Origin of the sequence: Pseudomonas sp. EL_65y_Pfl2_R95 (assembly GCF_963971045.1) — a bacterium.
Taxonomy (GTDB): Bacteria; Pseudomonadota; Gammaproteobacteria; order Pseudomonadales; family Pseudomonadaceae; genus Aquipseudomonas.
Map to the genome: position 1 here is coordinate 1,079,173 of NZ_CAXAOV010000001.1, position 24,180 is coordinate 1,103,352.

Annotated in this window: 22 protein-coding genes; 4 read left to right on the forward strand and 18 right to left on the reverse strand. The window is 55.6% G+C overall.

Going from position 1 to position 24,180, the window contains the following annotated elements; translation table 11 throughout:
• Positions 1–46: 46 nt before the first annotated feature.
• Positions 47–2,065, forward strand: a complete 2,019-nt coding sequence (locus AACY09_RS05115; RefSeq protein ID WP_339486448.1) for a sensor histidine kinase — start codon at positions 47–49, stop codon at positions 2,063–2,065.
• Positions 2,066–2,067: 2 nt separating this feature from the next.
• On the forward strand, positions 2,068–2,649 hold the full coding sequence (locus tag AACY09_RS05120) for a cob(I)yrinic acid a,c-diamide adenosyltransferase (protein ID WP_339486449.1): 582 nt from the start codon (positions 2,068–2,070) through the stop codon (positions 2,647–2,649).
• Between the two features lie 34 nt (positions 2,650–2,683).
• On the opposite strand, the gene AACY09_RS05125 is transcribed toward AACY09_RS05120, so the two are convergent.
• The 5 genes from AACY09_RS05125 to AACY09_RS05145 all read right to left on the reverse strand — a co-directional run bounded on the left by AACY09_RS05125 (position 2,684) and on the right by AACY09_RS05145 (position 6,844).
• A complete protein-coding gene (locus AACY09_RS05125) occupies positions 2,684–3,577 on the reverse strand; it encodes a pseudouridine synthase (protein WP_339486450.1) in 894 nt (297 codons plus the stop codon).
• Positions 3,578–3,650: 73 nt separating this feature from the next.
• Positions 3,651–4,049: a diacylglycerol kinase gene (locus AACY09_RS05130; protein ID WP_339486451.1), complete on the reverse strand. Its 399-nt coding sequence runs from the start codon at positions 4,047–4,049 to the stop codon at positions 3,651–3,653.
• Positions 4,050–4,076: 27 nt separating this feature from the next.
• Entirely contained in the window at positions 4,077–4,766 is a 690-nt protein-coding gene (locus tag AACY09_RS05135) for a class I SAM-dependent methyltransferase (protein WP_339486452.1), read from the reverse strand.
• A gap of 130 nt (positions 4,767–4,896) precedes the next feature.
• Positions 4,897–6,171 carry a sensor histidine kinase gene (locus AACY09_RS05140; RefSeq protein WP_339486453.1) on the reverse strand — a complete coding sequence of 425 codons (1,275 nt, stop codon included), beginning with the start codon at positions 6,169–6,171 and terminating at the stop codon, positions 4,897–4,899.
• Positions 6,161–6,844 carry a response regulator transcription factor gene (locus AACY09_RS05145; RefSeq protein ID WP_339486454.1) on the reverse strand — a complete coding sequence of 228 codons (684 nt, stop codon included), beginning with the start codon at positions 6,842–6,844 and terminating at the stop codon, positions 6,161–6,163. The genes AACY09_RS05140 and AACY09_RS05145 overlap by 11 nt, the downstream gene beginning before the upstream one ends.
• A gap of 214 nt (positions 6,845–7,058) precedes the next feature.
• Here AACY09_RS05145 and AACY09_RS05150 point away from each other — a divergent pair, with 214 nt between their 5' ends.
• Entirely contained in the window at positions 7,059–7,814 is a 756-nt protein-coding gene (locus AACY09_RS05150; protein ID WP_339486455.1) for a phosphatase PAP2 family protein, read from the forward strand.
• Here AACY09_RS05150 and AACY09_RS05155 read toward each other — a convergent pair.
• The 7 genes from AACY09_RS05155 to AACY09_RS05185 all read right to left on the reverse strand — a co-directional run bounded on the left by AACY09_RS05155 (position 7,756) and on the right by AACY09_RS05185 (position 16,739).
• A complete protein-coding gene (locus AACY09_RS05155; protein WP_339486456.1) occupies positions 7,756–8,706 on the reverse strand; it encodes an AEC family transporter in 951 nt (316 codons plus the stop codon). The genes AACY09_RS05150 and AACY09_RS05155 overlap by 59 nt on opposite strands.
• An 81-nt stretch (positions 8,707–8,787) precedes the next feature.
• The gene (locus AACY09_RS05160) at positions 8,788–9,876 is read right to left on the reverse strand and encodes an HPP family protein (protein ID WP_339486457.1); all 1,089 of its coding nucleotides are present in this window, start codon (positions 9,874–9,876) and stop codon (positions 8,788–8,790) included.
• Between the two features lie 64 nt (positions 9,877–9,940).
• Positions 9,941–10,882 carry a Nudix family hydrolase gene (locus AACY09_RS05165; protein WP_339486458.1) on the reverse strand — a complete coding sequence of 314 codons (942 nt, stop codon included), beginning with the start codon at positions 10,880–10,882 and terminating at the stop codon, positions 9,941–9,943.
• Positions 10,879–11,505, reverse strand: a complete 627-nt coding sequence (locus tag AACY09_RS05170) for a glutathione S-transferase (RefSeq protein WP_339486459.1) — start codon at positions 11,503–11,505, stop codon at positions 10,879–10,881. The genes AACY09_RS05165 and AACY09_RS05170 overlap by 4 nt, the downstream gene beginning before the upstream one ends.
• Positions 11,506–11,589: 84 nt before the next feature.
• On the reverse strand, positions 11,590–12,807 hold the full coding sequence (gene argJ, locus AACY09_RS05175; RefSeq protein ID WP_339486460.1) for a bifunctional glutamate N-acetyltransferase/amino-acid acetyltransferase ArgJ: 1,218 nt from the start codon (positions 12,805–12,807) through the stop codon (positions 11,590–11,592).
• Between the two features lie 148 nt (positions 12,808–12,955).
• A complete protein-coding gene (secA, locus tag AACY09_RS05180; protein WP_339486461.1) occupies positions 12,956–15,688 on the reverse strand; it encodes a preprotein translocase subunit SecA in 2,733 nt (910 codons plus the stop codon).
• A 118-nt stretch (positions 15,689–15,806) separates the two neighbouring features.
• Positions 15,807–16,739 carry a M23 family metallopeptidase gene (locus AACY09_RS05185; RefSeq protein WP_339486462.1) on the reverse strand — a complete coding sequence of 311 codons (933 nt, stop codon included), beginning with the start codon at positions 16,737–16,739 and terminating at the stop codon, positions 15,807–15,809.
• Between the two features lie 80 nt (positions 16,740–16,819).
• On the opposite strand from AACY09_RS05185, the gene AACY09_RS05190 reads away from it, so the two are divergent.
• Positions 16,820–17,275, forward strand: a complete 456-nt coding sequence (locus AACY09_RS05190) for a DUF721 domain-containing protein (protein ID WP_339486463.1) — start codon at positions 16,820–16,822, stop codon at positions 17,273–17,275.
• 98 nt (positions 17,276–17,373) lie between these two features.
• Here the strand turns inward: AACY09_RS05190 and lpxC are convergent, their stop codons facing one another.
• The 6 genes from lpxC to murC all read right to left on the reverse strand — a co-directional run bounded on the left by lpxC (position 17,374) and on the right by murC (position 24,158).
• A complete protein-coding gene (gene lpxC, locus AACY09_RS05195) occupies positions 17,374–18,285 on the reverse strand; it encodes a UDP-3-O-acyl-N-acetylglucosamine deacetylase (RefSeq protein WP_339486464.1) in 912 nt (303 codons plus the stop codon).
• Between the two features lie 112 nt (positions 18,286–18,397).
• Entirely contained in the window at positions 18,398–19,606 is a 1,209-nt protein-coding gene (gene ftsZ / locus AACY09_RS05200) for a cell division protein FtsZ (RefSeq protein WP_339486465.1), read from the reverse strand.
• A gap of 66 nt (positions 19,607–19,672) precedes the next feature.
• Positions 19,673–20,926 carry a cell division protein FtsA gene (gene ftsA, locus AACY09_RS05205; protein ID WP_339486466.1) on the reverse strand — a complete coding sequence of 418 codons (1,254 nt, stop codon included), beginning with the start codon at positions 20,924–20,926 and terminating at the stop codon, positions 19,673–19,675.
• A 20-nt stretch (positions 20,927–20,946) separates the two neighbouring features.
• On the reverse strand, positions 20,947–21,804 hold the full coding sequence (locus AACY09_RS05210; RefSeq protein ID WP_339486468.1) for a cell division protein FtsQ/DivIB: 858 nt from the start codon (positions 21,802–21,804) through the stop codon (positions 20,947–20,949).
• A gap of 3 nt (positions 21,805–21,807) precedes the next feature.
• Positions 21,808–22,752 carry a D-alanine--D-alanine ligase gene (locus tag AACY09_RS05215; RefSeq protein ID WP_339486469.1) on the reverse strand — a complete coding sequence of 315 codons (945 nt, stop codon included), beginning with the start codon at positions 22,750–22,752 and terminating at the stop codon, positions 21,808–21,810.
• Positions 22,749–24,158: a UDP-N-acetylmuramate--L-alanine ligase gene (gene murC / locus AACY09_RS05220; protein ID WP_339487081.1), complete on the reverse strand. Its 1,410-nt coding sequence runs from the start codon at positions 24,156–24,158 to the stop codon at positions 22,749–22,751. Before murC ends, AACY09_RS05215 begins: the two co-directional genes overlap by 4 nt.
• Positions 24,159–24,180: the final 22 nt, after the last annotated feature.

The window sequence follows — 24,180 nt, forward strand, 5'->3', positions numbered from 1 at the left end:
CCACGCTACCCTCAATAGCACTTTAGCCATTACGACTTCTGCTGCCATGACTCTGCGCCAGCGTTTAGAAAACCTTCCAGTTGGCCGAAAAATGCTTGCCGCATTGCTGGTGCTCGTCATCACAGTGTTGCTGGTCGCTAACTTGACCTTTATCAGCGCGGCTTACTGGATCTCCCAACAAAGCACCGCGCCGCAAGCGATGCACACACTGGGGCGTATTATTGCCAGCCCGGTGCTGAGTGCCAAAGCATTGAGCTCCGCCACTGAAGCGCAAGCATTGCTTAAACGATTGGACGATTACCCGCCTTTGCGCGGTGCGGTGATATACGACAGCGACGGCAATAGTCTCGCGCAGTTGCAGCGCGGCGAAAAACTCGACATGCCTGAGCGCCTGGACGAACTCGACTCTTGGCGCGTGACTGAGTTTCGCAGCAACCAGTTGATTGAACTACCTCAACTGGCTGGTCGCCCTGGCCACCTCCTGTTAGTGGCCTCCAGTGAGCTTCCGGGCGCCTTCTACACCGGCACCTGGACCGCAAGCCTGTTGATTCTGATCATCAGTGCCATGCTCTGGTTTTTGGTCGCCCGGCAGATTCGCCGCCTGGTCACCAAACCGATTCGCAAGCTTGAGGAACTGTCTCGCCAAGTAACCCGCGAAGAAAACTACTCGTTGCGCGCTAAACGCGGAAACAGAGACGAGATTGGCAGCCTTGCCGATGCGTTTAATACCATGTTGATGCGCATTGAGGCACGTGAGCAGCAACTCAAGCGCGCCCGGGATGAATCACAAACAGCCTTCGATCAGGCGCAACAATTGGCGGAGGAAACCCGCCACTCGAACCGCAAACTTGAGCTGGAAGTGCAGTTTCGCAGCAAGATTGAAAAGAAACTCACCGGTTTTCAGAACTACCTCAATAGCATCATTGACTCGATGCCCTCGGCGCTTATCGCTTTGGATGACGAGCTCTATGTCACCCAATGGAATCAGGAAGCGAGCGCACTATCCGGCACTACATTGGACGAAGCCCTTAACCAGCCGGTGTTCCTGGCCTTCCCCCACCTTAAGCTGTATCTCAACCAGCTCAAGCGCACGATTGATAAGCATCAAGTCGAAAAAATCGAACGTATCACGTGGAGCCGTGATGGCCAGGCGCACCACTTCGCCCTGACCTTCTATCCGCTGACCGGGGTCAGCGGGCGGGGGGTGGTGATCCGCATCGATGACATTACTCAGCGCCTCAATCTTGAAGAAGTCATGGTCCAGTCGGAAAAAATGCTCTCCGTGGGCGGGCTGGCCGCCGGCATGGCCCACGAGATCAACAACCCGCTCGGCGCCATATTGCATAACGTGCAAAATATTCGCCGGCGCTTGTCACCCGAACTTGAGCGCAACCGTGAAATAGCGACGCAAGAGGATATTTCGCTTGAGGCCATCGACCGCTATTTGCAAGCCAGGGAAATTCCCCAGCTTCTGGGCGGGATTCAGCAGGCAGGTACACGGGCCGCGAAAATCGTCAGCCATATGCTCAGCTTCAGCCGTTTGAGCAATCGTCAACTTAGCCCCTGCAACCTGCCTGGGCTCATCGACCAGGCGCTTGAAATCGCCAGCAATGACTTCGACCTCACCGAGCGGTTCGACTTCAAAAGCCTGATTATCGAGCGTGAATTTGACCCCGCACTTGGCCCCGTTCCCGCAACCGCGAATGAGTTGGAGCAGGTGCTGCTCAACCTGTTGAAGAATGCCGCGCAGGCCATCCACCAACGCGATGATCAGCGCGTTGCGGGGAAAATCAGCTTGCGCACGCGCCTGTGTCCGCCATGGGCAATTATTGAAGTCGAAGACAACGGTGTGGGCATGCCTGAATCAGTGCGCAAACGTATCTTCGAGCCTTTTTTTACCACCAAGGAAGTCGGCCAAGGCACAGGACTGGGTTTATCCGTTTCATATTTCATTGTCACAAACAATCACAAAGGGCAGATGGAGGTACAGGCCAACAAGAATAAAGGCACCTGCTTTATTCTGCGCATACCTCTGGCAGCCCCCACGCAGGACACAGGTTTATAACCATGGGATTTCGACTTTCAAAGATTTATACACGCACCGGCGACGCTGGCGAAACCGGCTTAGCAGATGGCCGCAGAGTAGCCAAAGACCACCCCCGCATTGAAGCCATGGGCGAAATTGACACGCTAAACAGCCACATTGGCCTGTTGCTTGCCACGTTGCAGCCACTGAGCAAGCAACACCCTGGGCTGAGTGATGTGATTGCGGTACTTGAACCTTGTCAGCACCGCTTGTTCGACCTGGGTGGCGAACTGGCCATGCCCGACTATCAAGCCCTGCAACCGGCCGAGGTTGAACGCCTGGAACTGGCCATCGATCGCTGGAATGAAGTCGTGGGCCCACTGAAGAACTTCATCCTCCCGGGTGGTTCGCAGGTCGTCGCCCAGGCACATATCTGCCGAAGCCTGGCGCGCAGTGCCGAGCGGCGCTGCCAGCAGCTCAACGCACAGGAACCGATCCGCAAGGAGGGGCTGGCGTATATCAACCGTATGTCAGACCTGCTGTTCGTGGCCGCCAGAATCATCGCGCATCACCAACAGGTCAGCGAAGTACTCTGGCAGGCAGCGCCTAAGCGCGCTGACTAAGTGAACGAACTACGGCCGACGAGCTGTGCGTTGCTCAGAGCAAACTTAGCTGGCTCTGAAAGCGCCGCTCTCGGCCACTGACAGGATCAATAAAGCCGAGCGCCTGAGCCAACAGCTTCAATGGTTTGCTGTAATCATCAGGCGCGCCCGGAGCCTCTAACACCTGCGGATAAAACGGATCATTGCAGATGGGTGCGCCCAATGCGGCGAGGTGCACCCGCAACTGATGCTTCTTACCGGTCACCGGATAGAGCGCGTACAACCACTGATCCCCCAACCGCTGCGCAATTTCAATACGCGTCTCGGTGTTGGCTTCGCCTTCGACTTCCTGCATGCGAAAGAATGGCTCGCCGGGTCCGAAGCGGGTTTTGCGCAGCAACGGGAAGGTCAGCTCAGGCAATGCCTTGGCAAGTGCCTCGTAGCGCTTGAACATTTTGCGTTCACGAAACAACGCTTGATACAGACCTCGAGTTTGCACATTGGTCGAAAACAGCACCAAACCTGCGGTGTGCCGGTCAATGCGGTGCAAGGGCACAATATCCGCATTGGCAAAACGCTTGGTCAAACGCGCCTGCAAGGTTTGCTCAACATAGCCACCGGAAGGCATCACCGGTAAAAAATGCGGCTTGTCGACCACCATTAAATGCTCATCGATGTGCAAAACGCTTTCGTTGAACGGAATGACTATTTCAATCGGCACTTCACGAAAATAATGCACTCGCAACCCAGCTTGATAAGGATGCTGCAAGCCGAGCGGAACACCCTCTGCGTTGAGCACACGCCCGCGCTGAAAGCGATCAACCCAGACCTCAGGTGCAACACCGGAAAAGTGCGCGCATAAGCATTCCAGCACTGTTAACCACTGGCCTTGTGGCAAGTGGACAGTACTGGGGCGCATATTAGAAGGGGAACGGGCTTGAACAGGCATTTAGGCTCTCGACAACTGCAACAGCTGCCTATTAGGCCGCAGTCCCGTCAAGCGGTCAAAGGCCACATATCTGCTACAGCAAAATCATCGCCCAAACGATGGCGATCATAGTCAATACGACAAACTGCGCAGCACTGCCCATATCTTTGGCTTGCTTGGAGAGTGGGTGCAAATCCAGTGAAATACGGTCGACAGTAGCTTCGATCGCTGAATTAAGCAGCTCGACTATTAAGGCCAACAAGCACACGCCGATCAACACCGCACGCTCGACCTTGCTGACATCGAGCATAAAAGCAATGGGGATCAGCAACAGGTTCAGCAACACCAACTGACGAAAAGCCGCCTCGCCTTTAAAGGCTGCCAACAGGCCCGCCTGGGAATAGCCCGCAGCCTGCAAAATGCGCCGCAGGCCGGTGCGGCCCTTCAAACCACTGGCATCCGGGATCTCTACCGTCACGACTTCAAGTTTCATCGGGCAAACCTATAATCCAACGTTTATTTAGTCCAACTTGCGCAAGACATAGATACGCCACAAGGCATAGCCTGGGATGAAATCCTTATGCCCGACAATTTTAAAACCAGCTTGCCTAAACTCGGCTTCGATCGTCTCGCGGGCAATCACAAAACGGTTTTGCAGCATTGGATCACGCTCGGCATCTGGCCGTCGTGCTTCGCTGCGCTGACGTTTCCAAGCTTTATAATTGCCATCGACCCATAACGACATCACCACGGTATCGCGGGTCACGCGCTTGAATTCTTTGAGCATCGCCTGGCGGTGTTCTGGCTTGCCGATGTGGTGCATCAAACGCATTGAGAAGATGCAATCGACTGCGTTTTCACCCAGATCGATATTAAAAGCCGAGGTCTGAAAGGGCTTCACCCGGGCCACAATCTCAGGGGGCTGTCCGTGCATACCGGCATCCAGCATGTCTTGTGAATTGTCGGCGGCAAGAATCATCCGGTTGGGTTGCTCACAAAGCATCGGCCAAAAACGTCCCGCACCAGATGGCAGATCAAGCACCAGGTTAGGCTCACCCGCCATCTTCAAAGCCGCACGGGCAATTTGTACTTCACGCCAATGGGACGCGCGCCGGGAGAAACCGGTGCGGTGCTTGTTGAGGTACATATGGGCGTGTTCGCGGTCGTACTTTCCGGAGAACTCGAGCTGTATCGGCTGGGTCTTGGACATGGGTTCATCTCACTAAAATCGTGAGCGGAGGCTAACCGGCCAGTCATCATCACCCTGTTATGGCGGTGTGAAAAAAACGTGAAAAATGCCAGAACCCTTGTGGCACAAGGCGTACAAGTGATTCAGAATGTTACCCGGCGTCCCGTAGAAACACCCTGAACTCGCTGCCACTGGGTTCCCGGCTTCTTACACTCACCCGCCAGCCCTCGTGAAAGCAAATGCGTTTAACCAAGGACAAACCAAGACCTAAACCTTCGCCTCGCGCCTGCTGGCCACGGACAAAAGGCTGGAACATTTTCTCATGCTGCTCAAGGGGAATACCTATGCCGCTGTCTTCGACGCAAAAGCCATCTGCCATCAAACGCAAGCGCACGCCGCCGCTCTCGGTGTAGTGCAAGGCATTACGCAGTAAATTGGACATGACGGTGCGCAAGAATGTCAGGTTGTAGCGGGTCTCATCCGCGCCCTCATCGACCATTTCAAATAGCAGGCCCTTTTCCCTGATCATCGCGCCCCAGCGCGCGCCTTGCTCCTGCGCCACTACCGCTAATGTTGCGCTGCCACCCTCAATGGATTGATTGCTCGTCGAGCGGGCCAATAGCAGGAATGTTTGCACCAATGAGCTCATTTCATCGGTCGCCCGCTTAATCCGTTCGACTTTTTCCAGCTGTCGCGGGTCGAGGTTTGTGGCTACATCCAACAACTCACAGGATGAGTTGATCACCATCAACGGCGTGCGCAGTTCGTGACTGACATCGCTGGTGAACAACTGCTCGCGCTCCAGGGAGTTACGCAACTGCCCCAGCGTGCTGTCAAAAGCCTTGGCCAGATGCCCGACCTCATCATCGGCATAATCGGGGGCAATATCGGGGGCAAGGTGGTGTAACTGATCGCGGTGACGTACCTGATTCGCCAAGCGCACGACCGGCGCGACGATTCTGCGCGCCAGCCACAAACCGAGTATCCAGGCCAGAATCACACTGAGCACAAAACCCGCCAGAACGGCGTGATAAAGCGCGGTTTCGCGCTCTTCAAATTCATGCTGTTCTTGCACCAAAAAATAACCTTGCCCATTAATACTGCGCTTAAACACATAAAAAGCGTCAGTATCATCCACCGACTCAGAGAACCCTTCTTCCGCCTTGATAAACCGGTCTGGCACTGCATAGCGTGGCATATCTGTGGCAAAAAACTGCGTGCGCGAATCCAGTCTCGGCGGCAAGCCGTTGGCGAGATCATGCTGTAAAACCCCGAGCAACTCTTCATCAAGCTCCTGCGAAACCAAGTTCTCCTCAATGAAGTGAACAACTGCAACGATGCTTAACGAAAAAAAACCACTGACACAAAACGTCATCAGCACGAAGGCAATAACAATGCGCCGCAGCAGCGGTTGTTTAGACACCATCAGCGGACTCCGCAAGCCGGTATCCGACGCCGTGAATGGTATGCAGCAAGGGTTTGTCGAAGGGTTTATCGAGTACCTGGCGCAACTGGTGAATATGGCTGCGCAAGCTGTCGCTGTCTGGGCAGTTGTCCCCCCATAAGGTTTCTTCCAGCACCTCACGGCGAACCACCGCCGGGCTTTTTTGCATCAGCACAGCCAGTAGTTTCAAACCCAAAGGATTCAGCTTCAGCGGTTGGTTGGCGCGGGAGATGTACAGCGTGTCGAGGTCATAGACCAAGTCACCCACTTGCATCTGCCGCTTACGGCTGCCATGACTGCGACGCAATACAGCTTCAATCCGCGCGACCAGTTCAGACAATGCAAAGGGCTTGAGCAGGTAATCATCTGCACCAACGCCCAAGCCTTGTAGACGGTCATCCAGCGCATCACGGGCAGTGAGCATGATCACCGGAGTCTCGCTGCGCGCATCTTCGCGAAGGCGTTTACACAGCTGATAGCCATCCATGCCCGGCAGCATGATATCCAGCACAATCAGGTCGTAGTGCTCAGTCACTGCCAAATGCAAACCACTGACCCCATCCTGTGCACAATCGACCGTATAGCCTTTCAGGGTTAGATAGTCCATGACATTGGCGAGGATGTCCCGGTTGTCTTCAACCACAAGAATACGCATCTTGATTGTGCCCTCCGGGCCAGGCTGTAGAAATTTTAAGGGCCTATTAAACACCAATATTCGCGCCATGGTCGATGTGCTGCACCTGCTGGCCCCGTTTATCCAGGCAGGCACCTTGATCACCTCACGTTTCTTTCACATGCTTATGACATCGGGATCACAGTGGCTCAGTAGAATGCAGCGCATTATTGCGATGCGCGACAGGATGAAATCCATGAACTCCACTGCCCCCACTGGTTCAAGGCCATTCAATCTTTACCTTGGCTTTGGCGTGCCCTTATTGATAATGGCGGTGTTGCTCATCGCAGATCCGACTGCGCTTGATTTTGCCCTGGAGAAATTAGCGTACAGTCCGGGCGATGGTTTTATCGGCAAACACAGCTACTGGCTCGAGGACATTTTGCATGACCGGGCCAAGCAGGCAATCATTCTCATAGGCCTGTTGACCATTGTTTCGTTCATCGCCAGTTTGGCGTTCAAGCGCCTGCACCACCTGCGTCGCCCGCTGGGCTACATGGTGATGGCACTGGCACTGTCAACCAGCTTCGTTACCCCGTTGAAGGCCTTGACTGGCGTGCATTGCCCTTGGAGCTTGACTGAGTTTGGCGGCACGGAAATTTACACCCCACTACTCAGTGAACGCGCGCCCACCGAGAAGCCAGGTCGGTGCTGGCCTGGCGGTCATGCCACAGCCGGCTTCGCTTGGTTCGCCTTGTTTTTCGTGCTGCGTGACCGGCGGCCCAAGCTTGCCAAAGCAGCTCTGATCTTCACGTTGACGCTGGGCACGGTATTTTCTGTGGGGCGCATGCTGCAGGGCGCACACTTTTTTTCACATAACCTGTGGACGGCATTGTTCTGCTGGATTATCAGCCTTGGCAGCTACTGCATCGTGCTTTACAGGCCTGCAGCAGCTACAAAGCAGCCCCTTGGCGCGCCGTTTCAATCCAGTACAAACACAGCGACAGAGTAATCAGCGAGCCGACTGTCGACAGCAGAATACTGCTGGAGACGACAGCGGCATCACGGCGATAAAACTCGGCAAGCATGAAAGGCCCGGTCCCGGTGGGCAGAGCGGCCAATAACACTGCAGACATCGCCCATAACGGCGGCAACTGGAACACCCAGAACGCCAGAATCCAAACCAGCAATGGATGTAAAAAAAGCTTGAGCAGCACCAGTGGAATGCTGCCCTGACTTTCTCCTGATTGCTTGTGGGCCAGGAACAAGCCCAGTGAGATCAGCGCACAAGGCGCGGTGGCATTACTTAACAAGGTTAGAAATGAATGCACTGCTTCAGGTAAGGGCACAGCTGAATAGGCCCAGACGCCGCCGAGGATCGGGGAAATAACCAGCGGATTTTTTGCCAGCGCCAAAGCCACTTTGCGCACCGCGCGCAGCATGTTTTTTTCGCCTTGCAACGCCACCTCAATGCACACCACTGACAAGGCAAAAAGCACGCAAATGACGATCAAACTGGCGATCAGGGCAGGCTCCAAACCATCATCACCAAACACCAGCAAACACAACGGAATGCCCATATACCCTGTGTTGGCGTAAGACGCACTGAGCCCTTGGATGCTGGCGTCGGCGAGGTCTCGCGACTTACCCATGCGCCAGATCACAGTCGCAATAAACAGGACCATGGTGCCCAAGGTGTAAACCAGAATGAATTTGGGCTGCCAAATATGCGACCACACAGCGGTAGCGGTGGCCTCAAACAGCATGGCCGGCAAGCAGAGCCAGACCACCATGCGGTTAATTTCCGACGCGGCATCGGGCCCTAGCAACTTAAGTTTCCGGCATCCAAACCCAGCCAAGATAAGGGCAAAAATTGGCAGGATCACACTCAACACTGACGCCATGGGAATACAGTTCTCTTACTAAAAATGAGTGGCCTACAGACGCAGCGGCCAAAACAACACCTGAATCGAAGATGTGCAAAGTCAGGCTGGGGTTTCTAACGCAGTCCGATATAACGCAGCGACTAGATCGGTCTGCGTGACTATGCCCATTAACACTTTATTTTCACCGAGTACCGGCATGCGATGCTCAACCGATGAACCCAAGCTTTCAAGCAAATAGGACACCGGCCACTCGGCTCTGCAGGTCAACACGTTGCGTTGCATGATCTGCTCACAGGTGTCTTGAGCATCGGCTGTGGCCACTACATCGTGCAAGTTCAACATACCTTGAAGCTGCTTGTTTTGATTGATGACGGGCAGCGCATTCAAGCGATGTTCAAGCAAGATCGAGAGGGCCTCGCTGATCGGCGTTTGCGGATTAACGCTGATGACATCACCCGACATGATATCCACGCACCGAATCTCGCCAAAGCGACGACGGTAAGCACGCTCTTCGGTTTGCCGAAGAATTTCCTCAAGGTCATCGCGGGCAATATCGAGCAGTTCACCGCGCGCGCGTAGCACCGCATCAAGATCGTCCGGGGTAAATCCGACGCGATCACGAGGTAGCGCGTCAGTGGTTTTATGCGGGTTCTGGTGATCGCTCACGCGGTGGGGATAACGACGGTGCAACAGGTTATTGAACAGCAAAGCGATTAACAACATCGCCGCCGCGTTAATGGCCACAGGGTAAACCACAAAGTGATAGCCCATCTGCGCAACGGGTTCTCCCGCCAAAACGGCCGACAACGCCACAGCGCCGCCAGGTGGATGCAGGCAGCGCAAGGCGAACATCACGGCAATTGCCAGGCCGCCCGCTAAACCCGCCACCCAGCCACTGTGCCCCAACCAACGTGCGCAACTAACACCAACCAGCGCCGAGACAATGCAGCCACCGAGAATTGACCAAGGTTGTGCCAGCGGGCTTGAAGGCACCGCAAATAGCAATACCGCGGATGCCCCCATCGGCGCAATCAACCACAAACCGGACTCGCCGAGGACCGAATGACAAAACCAGGCGGTGAACGACAAACCCAAGAAAGCCCCCAGGCAACTGAAGGCCTGCTGACTTTTACTGATTGCCATGGGTGCGGGCCAGAATGATCGCAGCCACGCTTTAGTACTACTCACAACCTGGCACCTCAGTAAAAAAACATAACCTGCGTAGCCTCAAAGGAACGCGTAATGAATGTGATTATTGTGGCCAAAAGGCGCGAATCCCAGCGACGCCCTGTGCGCCCAACTGGCGTGCGCGCAAGGCGTCTTGAGGCCCCACACCGCCCAACAAATAGACTGGTAACTGCGCTGCAGCCACTAATGTTTCAGCCTGCTGCCACCCCAAAGGCTGTGCTTCAGGATGGGTCTGGGTGGCCTGCAATGGCGAGAGCGTAGCGAAATCAACGCCCAGCTTTTGAGCCAGCAGAAGCTCCTCAGCCGAGTGACAAGAGGCCGCGAGCCAGCGTTCAGGCGGAATCGGCCGCTCACCGGAAGCAAGCTGATGCAATTGCTTGGACGTCAGATGCCAACCCGCAGCCGGGAAGTCGCTGAGCCACTCCAAAGGTCCTTTGAGCATAAGCTGCGCACGGCCTGTACAAAGGCCAACCGCGTCGAGGGCCAGGTCACGATACTGCGGATCAAACATGGCCGGCGCACGCAGCTGAAGCAAACGCACACCACCGTCCACGGCGCGCTTGATACCACGCAGCAGTTCACCCGTCTCCAGGCCCTCTGGAGTAATAAGGTAGTGCTCAGGAAGCCGTGCGGCAGCGACGATCGGTTTGTTCGCCGCCGGAAACTCATACTCCAGCAACTGCTTATTCGTCACCCATTGCAAAGGCTGTCCTTCGATCCCCTGTGGTTCGCCCTGAAACGCGGTGACATCCCATACATCGAGCAGAATCTGCTTGTCTGGATAGTCGTGGCGAATCTGGATCAGCGGTTGCGCAGCGGTCGGCACGATACCCAGCTCTTCGCTCAGCTCACGGGCAAGCGCAGCCTCAATGGCTTCGCCCGCCTCGACCTTGCCGCCGGGAAACTCCCATAAACCACCTTGATGTTGCTCATCGGCACGTTTGGCGATGAGAATTCGGCCGTCATTTCCACGAATGACTGCAGCGGCAACATGTACGCGTTTCACCCAAAATCTTCCTCTTGTGCAGCTGTGTACCAGCCCTGAAAGGCTGACCAATTGTAGATGGTCTCGACATAGGCTTGGGCCTCGGGCGGCAGCTCAACCTGATAGCTGCGCAGACGACTGGCTACAGGCGCATAAAAGGCATCGGCAGCGCTTGGTTGACCAAACAGAAAGTCTCCACCTTGACCAAATCTCGCCCGGCACTCTGCCCACACAGCACACACCTGCTGGATATCGGCAACAGCGTCTGCAGGGACTTCGGCTAAAGGCTTATTGCGCTGCAGATCCATTGGCATATGCGTACGCAAACCGACGAAACTGCTGTGCATTTGCGCACAGACGCTGCGGGCAACGGCGCGTGCATAAGTGTCCCGGGGCCAGAGTTGTGGATACAGCTCAGCGAGGTATTCGATGATCGCCAAGGAGTCCCACACCGGCCCTTGCGCCGTTTTCAACAGCGGAACTTTACCGGTTGGCGAATGCTCTGCAATACGCTGAGCTGTATCGGGCTTGTTCAGCGCGATAATGACCTCAGTGTATTCAGTACCGGCCAGCTCAAGCGCCAGCGCAGCACGCAAAGACCAAGAAGAGTAGCGTTTATCACCTACGACTAATTGCAGCGTCATCTGAGTTCTCCGGCAAATCATTGCAGGCTTGCTTCAGACGCAGGAACAAGCATCTATCCCTGCGTCTGACATAGGGCGTTTTGATCAGGTGCGGTATTCCGCATTGATCTTGACGTACTCGTGCGATAAATCAGTTGTCCAGATGGTTTCACTGCTCGGGCCGCGACCCAGCTCAATACGGATGGTGATTTCCGCTTCAGCCATCACCGCCGAACCCTGCTCTTCGGTGTAGGAGGCTGCACGGCACCCTTTGCTGGCAATACAGACATCACCGAGGAATACATCAATCTTGCTTACATCCAGCTGCGCAACGCCTGCCCGGCCTACGGCCGCCAGGATACGTCCCCAGTTTGGATCCGAGGCGAACAGCGCGGTTTTGATCAGGGGTGAATGCGCAACGGCGTAACCCACATCCAAGCACTCTTGATGCGTTGCGCCGCCATTCACTGCAACTGTCACAAACTTGGTCGCACCTTCACCGTCACGGACAATGGCTTGGGCGACTTCCATGCATACCTCGAACACCGCCTGCTTCAATGCCGCAAAATATGCGCCACTGGCTTGGGTGATCTCATCCAGCGCGGCTTTGCCGGTTGCCACCAGCATGCAGCAGTCATTCGTCGAGGTGTCACCATCAATGGTAATGCGATTGAACGACTTGTTCGCTGCATCACGCAACAGGTCTTGCAGCACGCCCTGGGCAACTTTAGCGTCGGTGGCGATATAACCAAGCATGGTCGCCATATTCGGCTTGATCATGCCAGCGCCCTTGCTGATACCGGTGACCGTGACTGTAACGCCTTCATGCACAAACTGACGGCTTGCACCTTTAGGCAAAGTATCAGTGGTCATGATGCCAGTTGCCGCATCCGCCCAGTTGTTTTCCGAAAGATTATCGAGCGCCGCTTGCAGGGCCGCCTCAATCTTCTCAACCGGTAGCGGCTCACCAATCACACCGGTTGAGAACGGCAATACCGACTGTTCATCGACACCGGCAAGCGCTGCCAGCTTGGCACAGGTGCGCGCGGCGTTTTCCAACCCCGCTTCACCGGTGCCGGCGTTGGCATTGCCAGTATTGGTGAGCAGATACCGCACTGGGCCGAGCACACGCTTTTTCGCCAGGATAACCGGCGCTGCGCAAAAGGAGTTGAGGGTGAAGACCCCGGCAACGCTTGAGCCTTCAGCGCAGCGCATGACGACAACATCTTTTCGCCCAGGACGCTTGATACCGGCGCTGGCGATTCCCAGTTCGAAGCCTGCAACCGGGTGCAGGGTAGACAGCGGGCCAAGACCTACAGCCATGAATAAACTCCTTGAGATGTTGAGGCGTCACGCCATTTGTTAGTAGATGGTAAAACGCCGCGATCGGTTCAACCGGTCGCGGCGTTTCGGGTCAATCAAACCATTGCCTTCACCCTGTCCAGCCAGCGGCCAGCCAAGGTGATATCGATTAGCCTAACTGCCCGTGGCAATGCTTGTATTTCTTACCCGATCCGCAAGGGCATGGCTCGTTACGCCCGATCTTCTGATCAGCACGCACCGGCGCGGTCGCCACGGCAGTATCGTCTTGCGGCGCAACCTCTGGCTCATCGAGACCTGAGGCTTCAGCATGCTGGAACTGCATGCGTGCAGCCATGGTTTCAGCTTCACGGCGCAGACGCTCTTCTTCCTCAGCCGGATCTTCACGACGAACCTGCACATGCGAAAGCACGCGGATGGTGTCGCGCTTGATCGAATCAAGCAGCTCCTGGAACAAGGTGAACGACTCGCGCTTGTACTCTTGCTTCGGGTTCTTCTGAGCGTAACCGCGCAAGTGAATACCGTGACGCAAATGATCCATGGTCGACAGGTGGTCTTTCCACAAGTCATCCAGCACACGCAGCAGGATCTGTTTTTCGAAGGTCCGCAGCGCTTCGGCGCTGGCTTGTTCTTCCTTCTCGTTGTACGCCGCGATCAGCTCCTGAAGAATCCGCTCACGCAGGGTTTCTTCATAGAGTTTGTGGTCATCATCCAACCACTGCTGGATCGGCAGGTTGATGCCGAAGCCCGTGTAAATCGCTGACTCAAGGCCAGTGACATCCCACTGCTCAGGCAACGACTGCGGTGGAATATGCTCGTTGATGGTGCTTTCCAGAACCTCCTTGCGGAACTCCTCGATGGTTTCACCAATTTCGTCCGAGGCCAACAGCGTATTACGCATGTGATAAATCACTTTACGCTGTTCGTTTGCCACGTCATCGAACTCGAGCAGTTGCTTACGCATGTCGAAGTTACGGCCTTCAACCTTACGCTGCGCTTTCTCAATGGCGTTGCTGACCATACGGTGCTCGATCGCTTCGCCTTGCTGCATGCCCAGGGCTTTCATGAAGTTCTTCACCCGGTCAGAGGCGAAGATGCGCATCAAGCTGTCCTCAAGCGACAGATAGAAACGGCTCGAACCTGGATCACCCTGACGGCCTGAACGACCGCGCAACTGATTGTCGATACGGCGCGATTCATGACGCTCAGAAGCGATCACATGCAAACCGCCCGACTCGATTACCGCTTGGTGACGCTTCTGCCAGTCGGCCTTAACCTGGGCAATCTGCTCATCGGTTGGGTTTTCAAGCGCAGCCACTTCAACTTCCCAGTTACCGCCCAACAGAATGTCGGTACCGCGACCCGCCATGTTGGTGGCGATGGTCAGCGCGCCTGGTCGGCCGGCCTGAGCAATGATTTCGGCTTCTTTTTCGTGGAACTTGGCGTTGAGAACCTTGTGCTCGATGCCTTGCTTTTCGAGCAGGGCTGACATGTATTCAGACGTCTCAATCGAAGCGGTACCCACCAGAATCGGCCGCCCCTGCGCCTGGCACTCCTGGATATCCGCGACGATAGCCGCATACTTCTCTTCTTGAGTCAGATACACCAAGTCATTGAAGTCTTTACGTGCCAGCGCACGGTTGGTCGGGATAACCATGACTTCGAGGCCGTAAATCTGATGGAACTCGAACGCTTCAGTGTCAGCCGTACCGGTCATGCCGGACAGCTTGTTATACAACCGGAAGTAGTTCTGGAAGGTAGTCGACGCAAGCGTCTGGCTTTCAGCCTGAATGTTCAGACCTTCTTTTGCTTCAATAGCCTGATGCAAGCCTTCAGACAAACGACGACCCGGCATGGTCCGGCCAGTATGCTCATCGATGAGCAACACCTGATCGTTCTGCACGATGTATTCGACGTTACGGTGGAACAGTTTGTGCGCACGCAGGCCAGCATAAACGTGCGTCAGCAGGCCAAGGTTGTGTGCCGAGTACAGGCTTTCGCCTTCAGCAAGCAGACCGGCCTGGGTCAGAATGTCCTCGATAAACTGGTGACCCTGTTCATTGAGCTCAACCTGACGGGTTTTTTCATCAACGGTGTAGTGACCTTCTTTGGTCACAACGCCTTCTTCTTCCTCGACATGCAGCTCAAGTCGTGGGATCAGGTTGTTGATCTCAACGTACATCTTTGAGCTGTCTTCAGCCTGACCAGAGATGATCAGCGGGGTACGGGCTTCGTCGATCAGGATCGAGTCGACTTCGTCGATTACGGCGAAGTTGAGTTCACGCTGAAACTTGTCTTCAAGGCTGAACGCCATGTTGTCGCGCAGGTAATCGAAACCGAATTCGTTGTTGGTGCCGTAAGTGATGTCAGAGGCGTATGCCGCACGCTTTTCATCTGGCGGCATAAAAGGGGTAACGATTCCTACGGACAAACCAAGGAATTCGTACAGTGGACGCATCCAGTTGGCGTCACGACGGGCCAGGTAATCGTTGACCGTGACCACATGCACGCCCTTACCGGCCAATGCATTGAGGTAAACAGCCAGTGTCGCCACCAGTGTTTTACCTTCACCCGTACGCATTTCGGCAATTTTGCCTTCATGCAAGGTCATGCCACCGATCAACTGCACGTCAAAGTGACGCATACCCATAACCCGCTTACCGGCCTCACGGGCCACGGCAAAGGCTTCAGGCAACAGCTGATCGAGCGTGTCACCTTTGGCTAAACGAGCCTTGAATTCTTCGGTCTTGGCACGCAGTTGCTCATCCGAGAGGGCAAGCAGCTGCTCCTCGAAGCCGTTAACGGACTGAACCGCCTTGAGCATGCGCTTAACCTCACGCTCATTCTTGCTTCCAAAGAGTTTTTTCAACAAAGGCGCAAACATATCGACAGGTTCTTCCCACACGTATGGATGGAGGGCGATCCAAAAACCGCCCATGCAGCCCTAATGGCTGCGTGCGAAGGGGGCATTCTACCCGGAAACGCAGATGATGAAAGCGGCGTTATTCGACGCCACTTACACGAGCGATGTAGCTGGAAGGGTTTACCACTCGACCCAGCTTGGTAACTTCGAAGTGCACATGATAACCCGTAGAGCGTCCGGTGCTGCCAACTAGAGCGATTGTTTGCCCACGTTTGACCAGATCACCGACTTGTACAATGTTGCGTTTATTATGCCCGTACAGGGTTGTGTAGCCATCGGCATGGCTAATCTCAACTACATTACCATACCCGTTTTTACGCCCGGAAAAGGTCACGACACCCGCCGCGACAGAAACTACGGGGCTTCCGGCCTTGGCGGCAAAATCAACGCCCTTGTGCACGCTACCGCGCCCGGTCAATGGGTCCGTGCGGCGGCCAAAGGGTGAAGACACATAACCCTGCAAGACTGGACGGCCCGCCAAATATTCAGCTTCATTAAGGCGACGCTCGGCCAATAGCTGCTCAAGCACCTCTAGCTGCTGCTCACGACTGTCGAGCTGCAGAGCCAGGTCATCCAAGGTACTCATAAACGCGGGTGGCGCGTAGGCAGCACTGTCATAGGGATCTTCAGGACCGCCCTGGCCCACGTTTAACGAAAAGTCGAACTCGCTTGAGTCAATGTCTGCCAATTCGGTCAGACGTTCCCCCAGCGCATCCAGACGGGTCAAACGCGCCTGAAGCTCGGCGACATAGACGGCAAAAGCATCGAGTTGGCGTTGCGCATCAACCCGCACAGCGCCGACCTCGGCTCGCTGTTCATCGAGTGCCTGATTAATTATTTGGCTGTCATCGTGGGCCACCACCTCGGCTTCGGGTGACATCCACACACCGACAAAGGTGCCAAGACTGAGCGAAACGCCCACCAACATAAATAGTCCCGCCACCAGCCACCTTAAATCGAGGCTCAATGTCCGGGCAGCGCCATGGCGCCGACTTAATAAAATGATTTGCACGACTTCCCCTTTTGGTGGAGCCCAAGTCGGTAGCAGCATTTCTGCTACCATGGCGGTTCCACAAACGTAGGCGTCCAGCCATGACTTTTCGTCCGTTGCCAGCTAAGGCCCCCGCCGCACTATTGCGCGAAGCGAAGCCCTTGCAAGCCTTGTTTAATCAAGCTCAGCGGCTTGATCAATTACAGCGCTTGCTTGAAAGCCAGCTCCAACCTGCTGCCCGAGAACACTGTCATGTAGCGACGTGGCGAGAAGGTTGTTTGCTTCTTATTGTCACTGATGGCCACTGGGCCACCCGACTGCGTTATCAGCAAAAGCGACTGCTGAAACAATTGCAGTCGCTCGAAGCGTTCGCGACATTAACTAAGATTCACTTCAAGGTGCAACCGCCAACAGTCGAAAGGCGTGCGCAAGGTCGCACAATCATCCTTTCGGACAGTGCTGCCGAGCATATTCAGTCCACGGCCGACGGCATCAGCGACCCGTCATTACGCGCAGCGTTAGAGCGACTCGCCAAGCACACCAAAGCTGCTGACTGAGCGTACTTGCCGAACGGGCTGGCAGTGCCCCTTGCAAAAAATCTAATAAAAAAGGCCACCGTTGGGTGGCCTTAAGCATAAAGCGGAGAGTGTTCGGTTTAACCCGCAGCCACTGGACGCATGTAGGAAATCGGCGCGTTCTTCGGATCATCAAAGGTCACGGTTTCCCAGGCATCCGGCTGCGCAATCAATTCGCGCAACAAACGGTTGTTCAGGGCGTGTCCGGATTTGAAACCACGGAACTCACCAATCAAGCTGTTACCCAGCAGGTAGAGATCGCCGATCGCATCGAGAATCTTATGTTTAACGAACTCGTCCTCATAACGCAGGCCGTCTTCGTTCAACACGCGGTTTTCATCGACCACGATGGCGTTATCTACACTGCCGCCGAGTGCCAGGTTCTGCGAACGCAGGAACTCGATGTCGCGCATGAAACCAAATGTTCGTGCACGACTGACTTCCTTAACAAAGGAGGTGCTAGAGAAGTCAACGCTTGCCATTTGCGTACGGTCACGGAAAACAGGGTGATCGAAATCGATTTCGAAACTCACCTTGAACCCTTCAAATGGTACGAAGGTGGCGCGCTTGTCGCCCTCCTCCACAGTCACTTCACGAATGATCCGGATGAATTTCTTAGCCGCGTCCTGCTCTTGCAGGCCAGCGGATTGAATCAGGAAGACAAAAGGACCTGCACTGCCGTCCATGATCGGTACTTCGGATGCAGAGAGTTCGACGTAGGCGTTATCGATGCCCAGGCCTGCCATGGCCGAAAGCAAGTGCTCTACCGTATCAACCTTGACGTCACCATTCACCAGAGTGGTTGACATGGTGGTTTCACCGACGTTGCACGCCCGCGCAGCAATTTCTACGACAGGGTCTAAGTCGGTACGTCGGAACACGATACCAGTGTCCACAGGTGCCGGCTTCAGGGTCAGGTAAACCTTTTCCCCCGAATGCAGGCCGACGCCAGTGGCGCGGATAATGTTCTTTAAGGTGCGTTGTCTGATCATGTCTCTGGCCGCTATAGCGCTAGTTGCGAATTGTTTTCAACAATGGCCGGCGATGATAGCAGAACCGGCCTTTGCTGAATACCAATCACCCTAATGCTCCTGATACATTTCATTAATCGGCCTGACGGCGCAGAAAAGCAGGGATGTCCAGATAGTCCAGATCGTCCTGCGGATTCAACTTCGCTGCAGTCGCAGCACCGTGGCTCTGACGCTGAACGGTTGGACGCTCATAGTCTTTGTAGTTAACGCTTTGCTCACGCGGTGCTGCCGTAGCAGCTGGGGCCGACTGGGTAGCCGAAGGTGCTGAAACTGGCGCTGAACTGACCTGCATGGTGTTGTCGATAACCTTGACCGGCTTCTCGATTTTGGCACCCAGGCCCGTGGCAACCACAGTCACGTGCAGCTCATCGCGCATATCCGGGTCGATCACGGTGCCCACTTTAACGGTGGCGTGCTCGGACGCGAATTGCTCAATGATGTTACCCACGTCGGAGTACTCACCCAATGACAGGTCAGGACCGGCGGTAATGTTAACCAGGATGCCACGCGCGCCCTGCAGGTTTACATCTTCCAGCAGTGGGTTGCGAATTGCCGCTTCAGTGGCTTCACGAGCGCGGTTCGGACCACTGGCGCAACCAGTGCCCATCATCGCCATGCCCATCTCGCTCATCACGGTTTTAACGTCAGCAAAGTCGACGTTGATCATACCTGGACGCTTGATGATGTCGGAGATACCGCGCACGGCACCGGCCAGTACATCGTCAGCCTTAGCGAAAGCCGACAGCAAGCTGGCATCTTTGCCGAGGATGGTCAGCAGTTTTTCATTAGGAATGGTGATCAGCGAGTCAACGCTCTGCGACAGAGAACGGATGCCCTCTTCAGCAATTTGCATACGCTTGCGGCCTTCGAACGGGAACGGACGCGTTACAACAGCAACGGTCAGAATCCCCATTTCTTTGGCGACTTCTGCGATCACAGGAGCAGCGCCGGTGCCGGTACCGCCACCCATCCCCGTGGTGATGAAGACCATGTCAGTGCCCTGCAGCACTTCAGCGATACGCTCGCGGTCTTCCAAAGCAGCCTGACGGCCAACTTCAGGATTAGCACCCGCACCCAGGCCTTTAGTCACGCCAGTGCCGAGTTGCAGGACGGTGCGCGCACCAATGTTCTTCAACGCCTGAGCGTCGGTGTTAGCGCAAATGAATTCAACGCCTTCAATGTTACTGACGCACATGTGGTTTACGGCATTGCCGCCACCGCCACCGACACCGATAACTTTGATAACTGCGCTCTGCGGGATGTTATCTACGAGTTCGAACATTTTCCCTCTCCTTTACACTCTAGTTTTATAACGCCTACTGCACACGCTTTAACAACCACTGAACACTCAGAAGTTGCCCTGTACCCAACGCTTCAAACGCTCAAGTACCGGTTCTTTCTTGTCGTCGCTGTAACCACTGCTGCCCAGCGAAGACATGGATACGCCGTCGGCCTGCTTCTGCAGCCCGTACAGCAACAGGCCAACACCTGTTGAATAAATCGGGTTACGCACCACATCACCCAGCCCTTTAACGCCCTGAGCAACACCCAGGCGCACGGGCATGTGGAAAATTTCTTCGGCCAGCTCTACCGCACCTTCCATCTTCGAGGTGCCGCCCGTCAGGACGATGCCCGCTGGAATCAGGTCCTCATAACCGCTGCGGCGCAGCTCGGCCTGAATCAAGGTGAACAGTTCGTCATAACGCGGCTCGACCACCTCAGCCAGGGTTTGGCGAGACAAGTCACGGGGGGCACGATCACCCACGCTTGGCACTTTGATGGTTTCACCAGGCCCCGCCAGCTTGGCCAAGGCACAGGCATAACGAATCTTGATTTCTTCGGCGTACTGCGTCGGGGTGCGCAGTGCCATGGCGATGTCGTTGGTGACTTGATCTCCCGCAATCGGGATGACCGCGGTGTGGCGGATTGCACCTTCAGTGAAGATGCAGATGTCAGTCGTACCACCACCGATATCAACCAGGCACACACCCAGCTCTTTCTCGTCGTCAGTCAGCACGGCATAGGCCGAAGCCAGTTGTTCGAGGATGATGTCATCCACCTCAAGGCCGCAGCGACGCACGCACTTTTCGATGTTCTGAGCGGCATTCACTGCACAGGTGACCACATGAACCTTGGCCTCAAGACGTACGCCTGACATACCCAGTGGCTCACGAACACCCTCCTGGTTGTCGATCACGTAATCCTGCGGCAAGGTGTGCAGCACCCGCTGATCGGCCGGGATAGCGACCGCCTGGGCGGCATCCAGCACACGTTCAAGGTCAGCGCGGCTCACTTCGCGATCACGGATAGCGACGATGCCGTGTGAGTTGAGGCTGCGAATGTGATTACCTGCAACACCGACGAATGCCGAGTGAATCCGGCAACCCGCCATCAGCTGCGCCTCTTCTACCGCGCGCTGGATCGACAGCACTGTCGACTCGATATTAACCACCACGCCCTTCTTCAGGCCGCGAGATGGATGCGTACCGATACCGACGATCTCCAATTGGCCGTCTGGGGTAACTTCGCCCACCAGCGCCACCACTTTAGAGGTGCCTATGTCGAGGCCAACGATCATCTTGCCACTCTCAACGTTTGCCATGTGTATTGCCTTCTCCTGATTCACTGCACAGCAGCGGTTTCTGCCGCCGTGGGCGCGTCCGGCTGACGCCACGCAACGGCCAGGCCGTTGGAGTAACGCAGATCGATACGCGCGATATTCGCGATTTGCTCTTTCAATTCTTTGTCGTAAATGGCAATAAAGCGGCGCATTTTCTCGACGAGGTGATCACGCCCTAACAGCAGCTCGACCCCCTGTGATGTCACTAAAAACCAGCTTCCGCGCTCACGCAGTTCAAGCCGTGCAACTGAAAATCCCATCGGCCGCAACATCTGGCTCAGCACCTGGTATTGCTGCATAACCCGTTGTTGCGCACGCTTAGGACCGTACAACTGCGGTAAATGTTCGTAATGCGCCAATTCTTCTGGTGCGAAGGCCTGACCCTGGTTGTTCAGCAGCGAGCCATCACCCCAGCGGGCAATCGGCATTTGCTCTTCAAGGCTGACCACAATCTGGTCTGGCCACACCCGACGGACCGCAGCACTGGCAATCCAGGGCATTTGTTCCAGCTCGTGGCGCATGCCCGTTAAATCGACACTGAAGAACTTCGCCTTGATGTAGGGCGCGATTCGCTGCTGAACCGCTTTCTGGCTGACATAGCTCAGATCACCCTCAACGCTGACCTTGGCAATTGGCCGATCGGCGTAAGGCATCAGGCGTACTGACAGCTCATATGCACCAAAGCCCAGCGCCAGCAGCAGCAACGGCCACGTCAGGCGCTTGAGGATGGTCAGATTCGGTTTGCGCAAGCGCGAACCCAACGGCTCCTTATCCACCAAACGGCTGGCACCGCGTTGCGCAGGCTTACCGCGCACGGGGGCACGGGTCGTTCCTGGCTGATGGCGGGCAATGGCGTTCATGACTTAACCCCGAGCCTCAATACTGTCGGCCAAAATCGCCAACACCAACTGTTGGAAATCCAAACCGGCGGCTTGCGCAGCCATAGGCACCAAACTGTGATCGGTCATGCCCGGAACCGTATTCACCTCAAGCAACCAAAACTTGCCACTGGCATCTTGCATCACATCCGCCCGCGCCCAACCCTGCACACCTACGGCCTCACAAGCGCGCTCGGTGAGGGTTTTAAGCTCGTCTTCCTTGGCCGCATCCAGACCGCTTGGAATGCGGTACTGAGTATCGTTGGCCAGGTACTTGGCGTCGTAGTCGTAGAAACTATGCGGGGTGCCCAAGCCAATCGGTGGCAGCACCTGTCCACGCAAGGTGGCGATGGTGTATTCAGGGCCGTGGACCCACTGCTCGACCAGAACCTGGCTGTCGTACTGACAAGCGTCTTGCCACGCAGCGACCAACTCATCTGCACTGTTGACCTTGGCCATGCCAATACTCGAACCCTCGTGCGCTGGCTTGACGATCAGCGGGAATCCCAGATCGCGGGCTGCGGCCTGGCAGTCTTCAACACTGGCCAATACGGCGTGACGCGGTGTCGGTAAACCCAGGCTCTGCCAAACTTGTTTAGTGCGCAGTTTGTCCATTGCCAATGCCGATGCAAGGATGCCGCTGCCGGTGTAAGGAATACCTGCGCACTCGAGCAAACCCTGCATGCTGCCGTCTTCACCGCCACGGCCGTGAAGAACAATGAAGGCTCGGTCGATTTTTTCGTTGAGCAAGCGTTGCAGCAAGTCATCGCCTACATCGATACCAAAGGCATCGACCCCGGCGGCTTGCAATGCTTTAAGCACGGCATTGCCCGATTTCAGTGAAACCTCGCGCTCTGCGCTCTTGCCACCAAACAACACAGCAACACGGCCGAATGCGCTAACCGGCAGCTCTGACTTCAAAACACTCATTTCGACTTACCTGCAGACGCGCTAAACAGTGGGCTCTTGAGCAGTTGTGGAGCCAAGCCACCGATGTCGCCTGCGCCTTGGCACAACAGGATGTCGCCCGCGCGCAGAAGTGGCTTGATCAATGGCGCGAGATCAACACCGCGCTCGATGTAAATAGGGTCCAGTTGGCCGCGCTGACGGATGCTGTGACACAACTGACGACTGTCGGCCCCCGGAATCGGTTCTTCACCGGCGGGATAGACTTCCATCAACAGCAGCACATTGGTCTCACCGAGCACCTGAACGAAATCGTCGTAGAGATCGCGGGTCCGGCTGAAACGGTGCGGCTGGTAGACCATGACCAGGCGACGCTCTGGCCATCCGCCGCGCACGGCTTTGATTACCGCAGCAACTTCACGCGGGTGGTGACCATAGTCATCAACCAGCATCACTTCACCGCCTTCAACCGGCAGCTCGCCATATACCTGGAAACGGCGACCGACGCCTTGAAACCCCGACAAGCCCTGTACGATGGCTTCGTCAGAGATGCCTTCATCCGTGGCAATGGCGATCGTTGCCAATGCATTGAGCACATTGTGGTTACCGGGCATGTTGACCGACACATCCAGTGGCTCACTGTCGCGGCGTAACACGGTAAAGAAGGTTTGCATGCCTTGCTGACGAACATTGATCGCACGCACATCGGCGCCTTCATCAAATCCGTAAGTCATGGTGGGACGTGCGACCTGGGGCAGAATTTCGCGCACCACCGGGTCATCCACACACATTACTGCCAGGCCATAAAACGGCAGGTTGTGCAGGAACTCGATGAAGGTTTTCTTCAAACGATTGAAGTCCCCTTCATAGGTGCTCATGTGATCCATATCGATGTTGGTGACAACCGCAACCATGGGCTGCAGGTGCAAGAAGCTGGCGTCACTTTCATCCGCTTCGGCAATCAGGTAGCGGCTGGTGCCAAGCTGGGCATTGGTACCGGCAGCATTGAGCCGGCCACCGATAACAAAGGTCGGATCAAGGCCGCCAGCGGCAAACACCGAGGCAAGCAGGCTGGTCGTGGTGGTTTTGCCATGGGTACCCGCAACCGCCACACCGTGGCGATAGCGCATCAGTTCGGCCAGCATCTCGGCACGCGGCACAACAGGAATGCGGCGCTCAAGCGCAACTGCGACTTCCGGGTTGGCTGTATTGATTGCACTCGACACCACCAATACATCGGCGCTCTCGGCGTTTTCGGCACGGTGACCAATAAAGATGTGCGCCCCAAAGCTTTCGAGACGTTCGGTCACAGGTGATGCTTTAAGGTCGGAGCCGGAAACCTCATAGCCCAGGTTCAACAGAACCTCGGCAATACCGCACATACCTGCACCGCCGATGCCGACGAAGTGAATGCGGCGAATACGGCGCATCTCAGGCTGCGGATACGCTTTT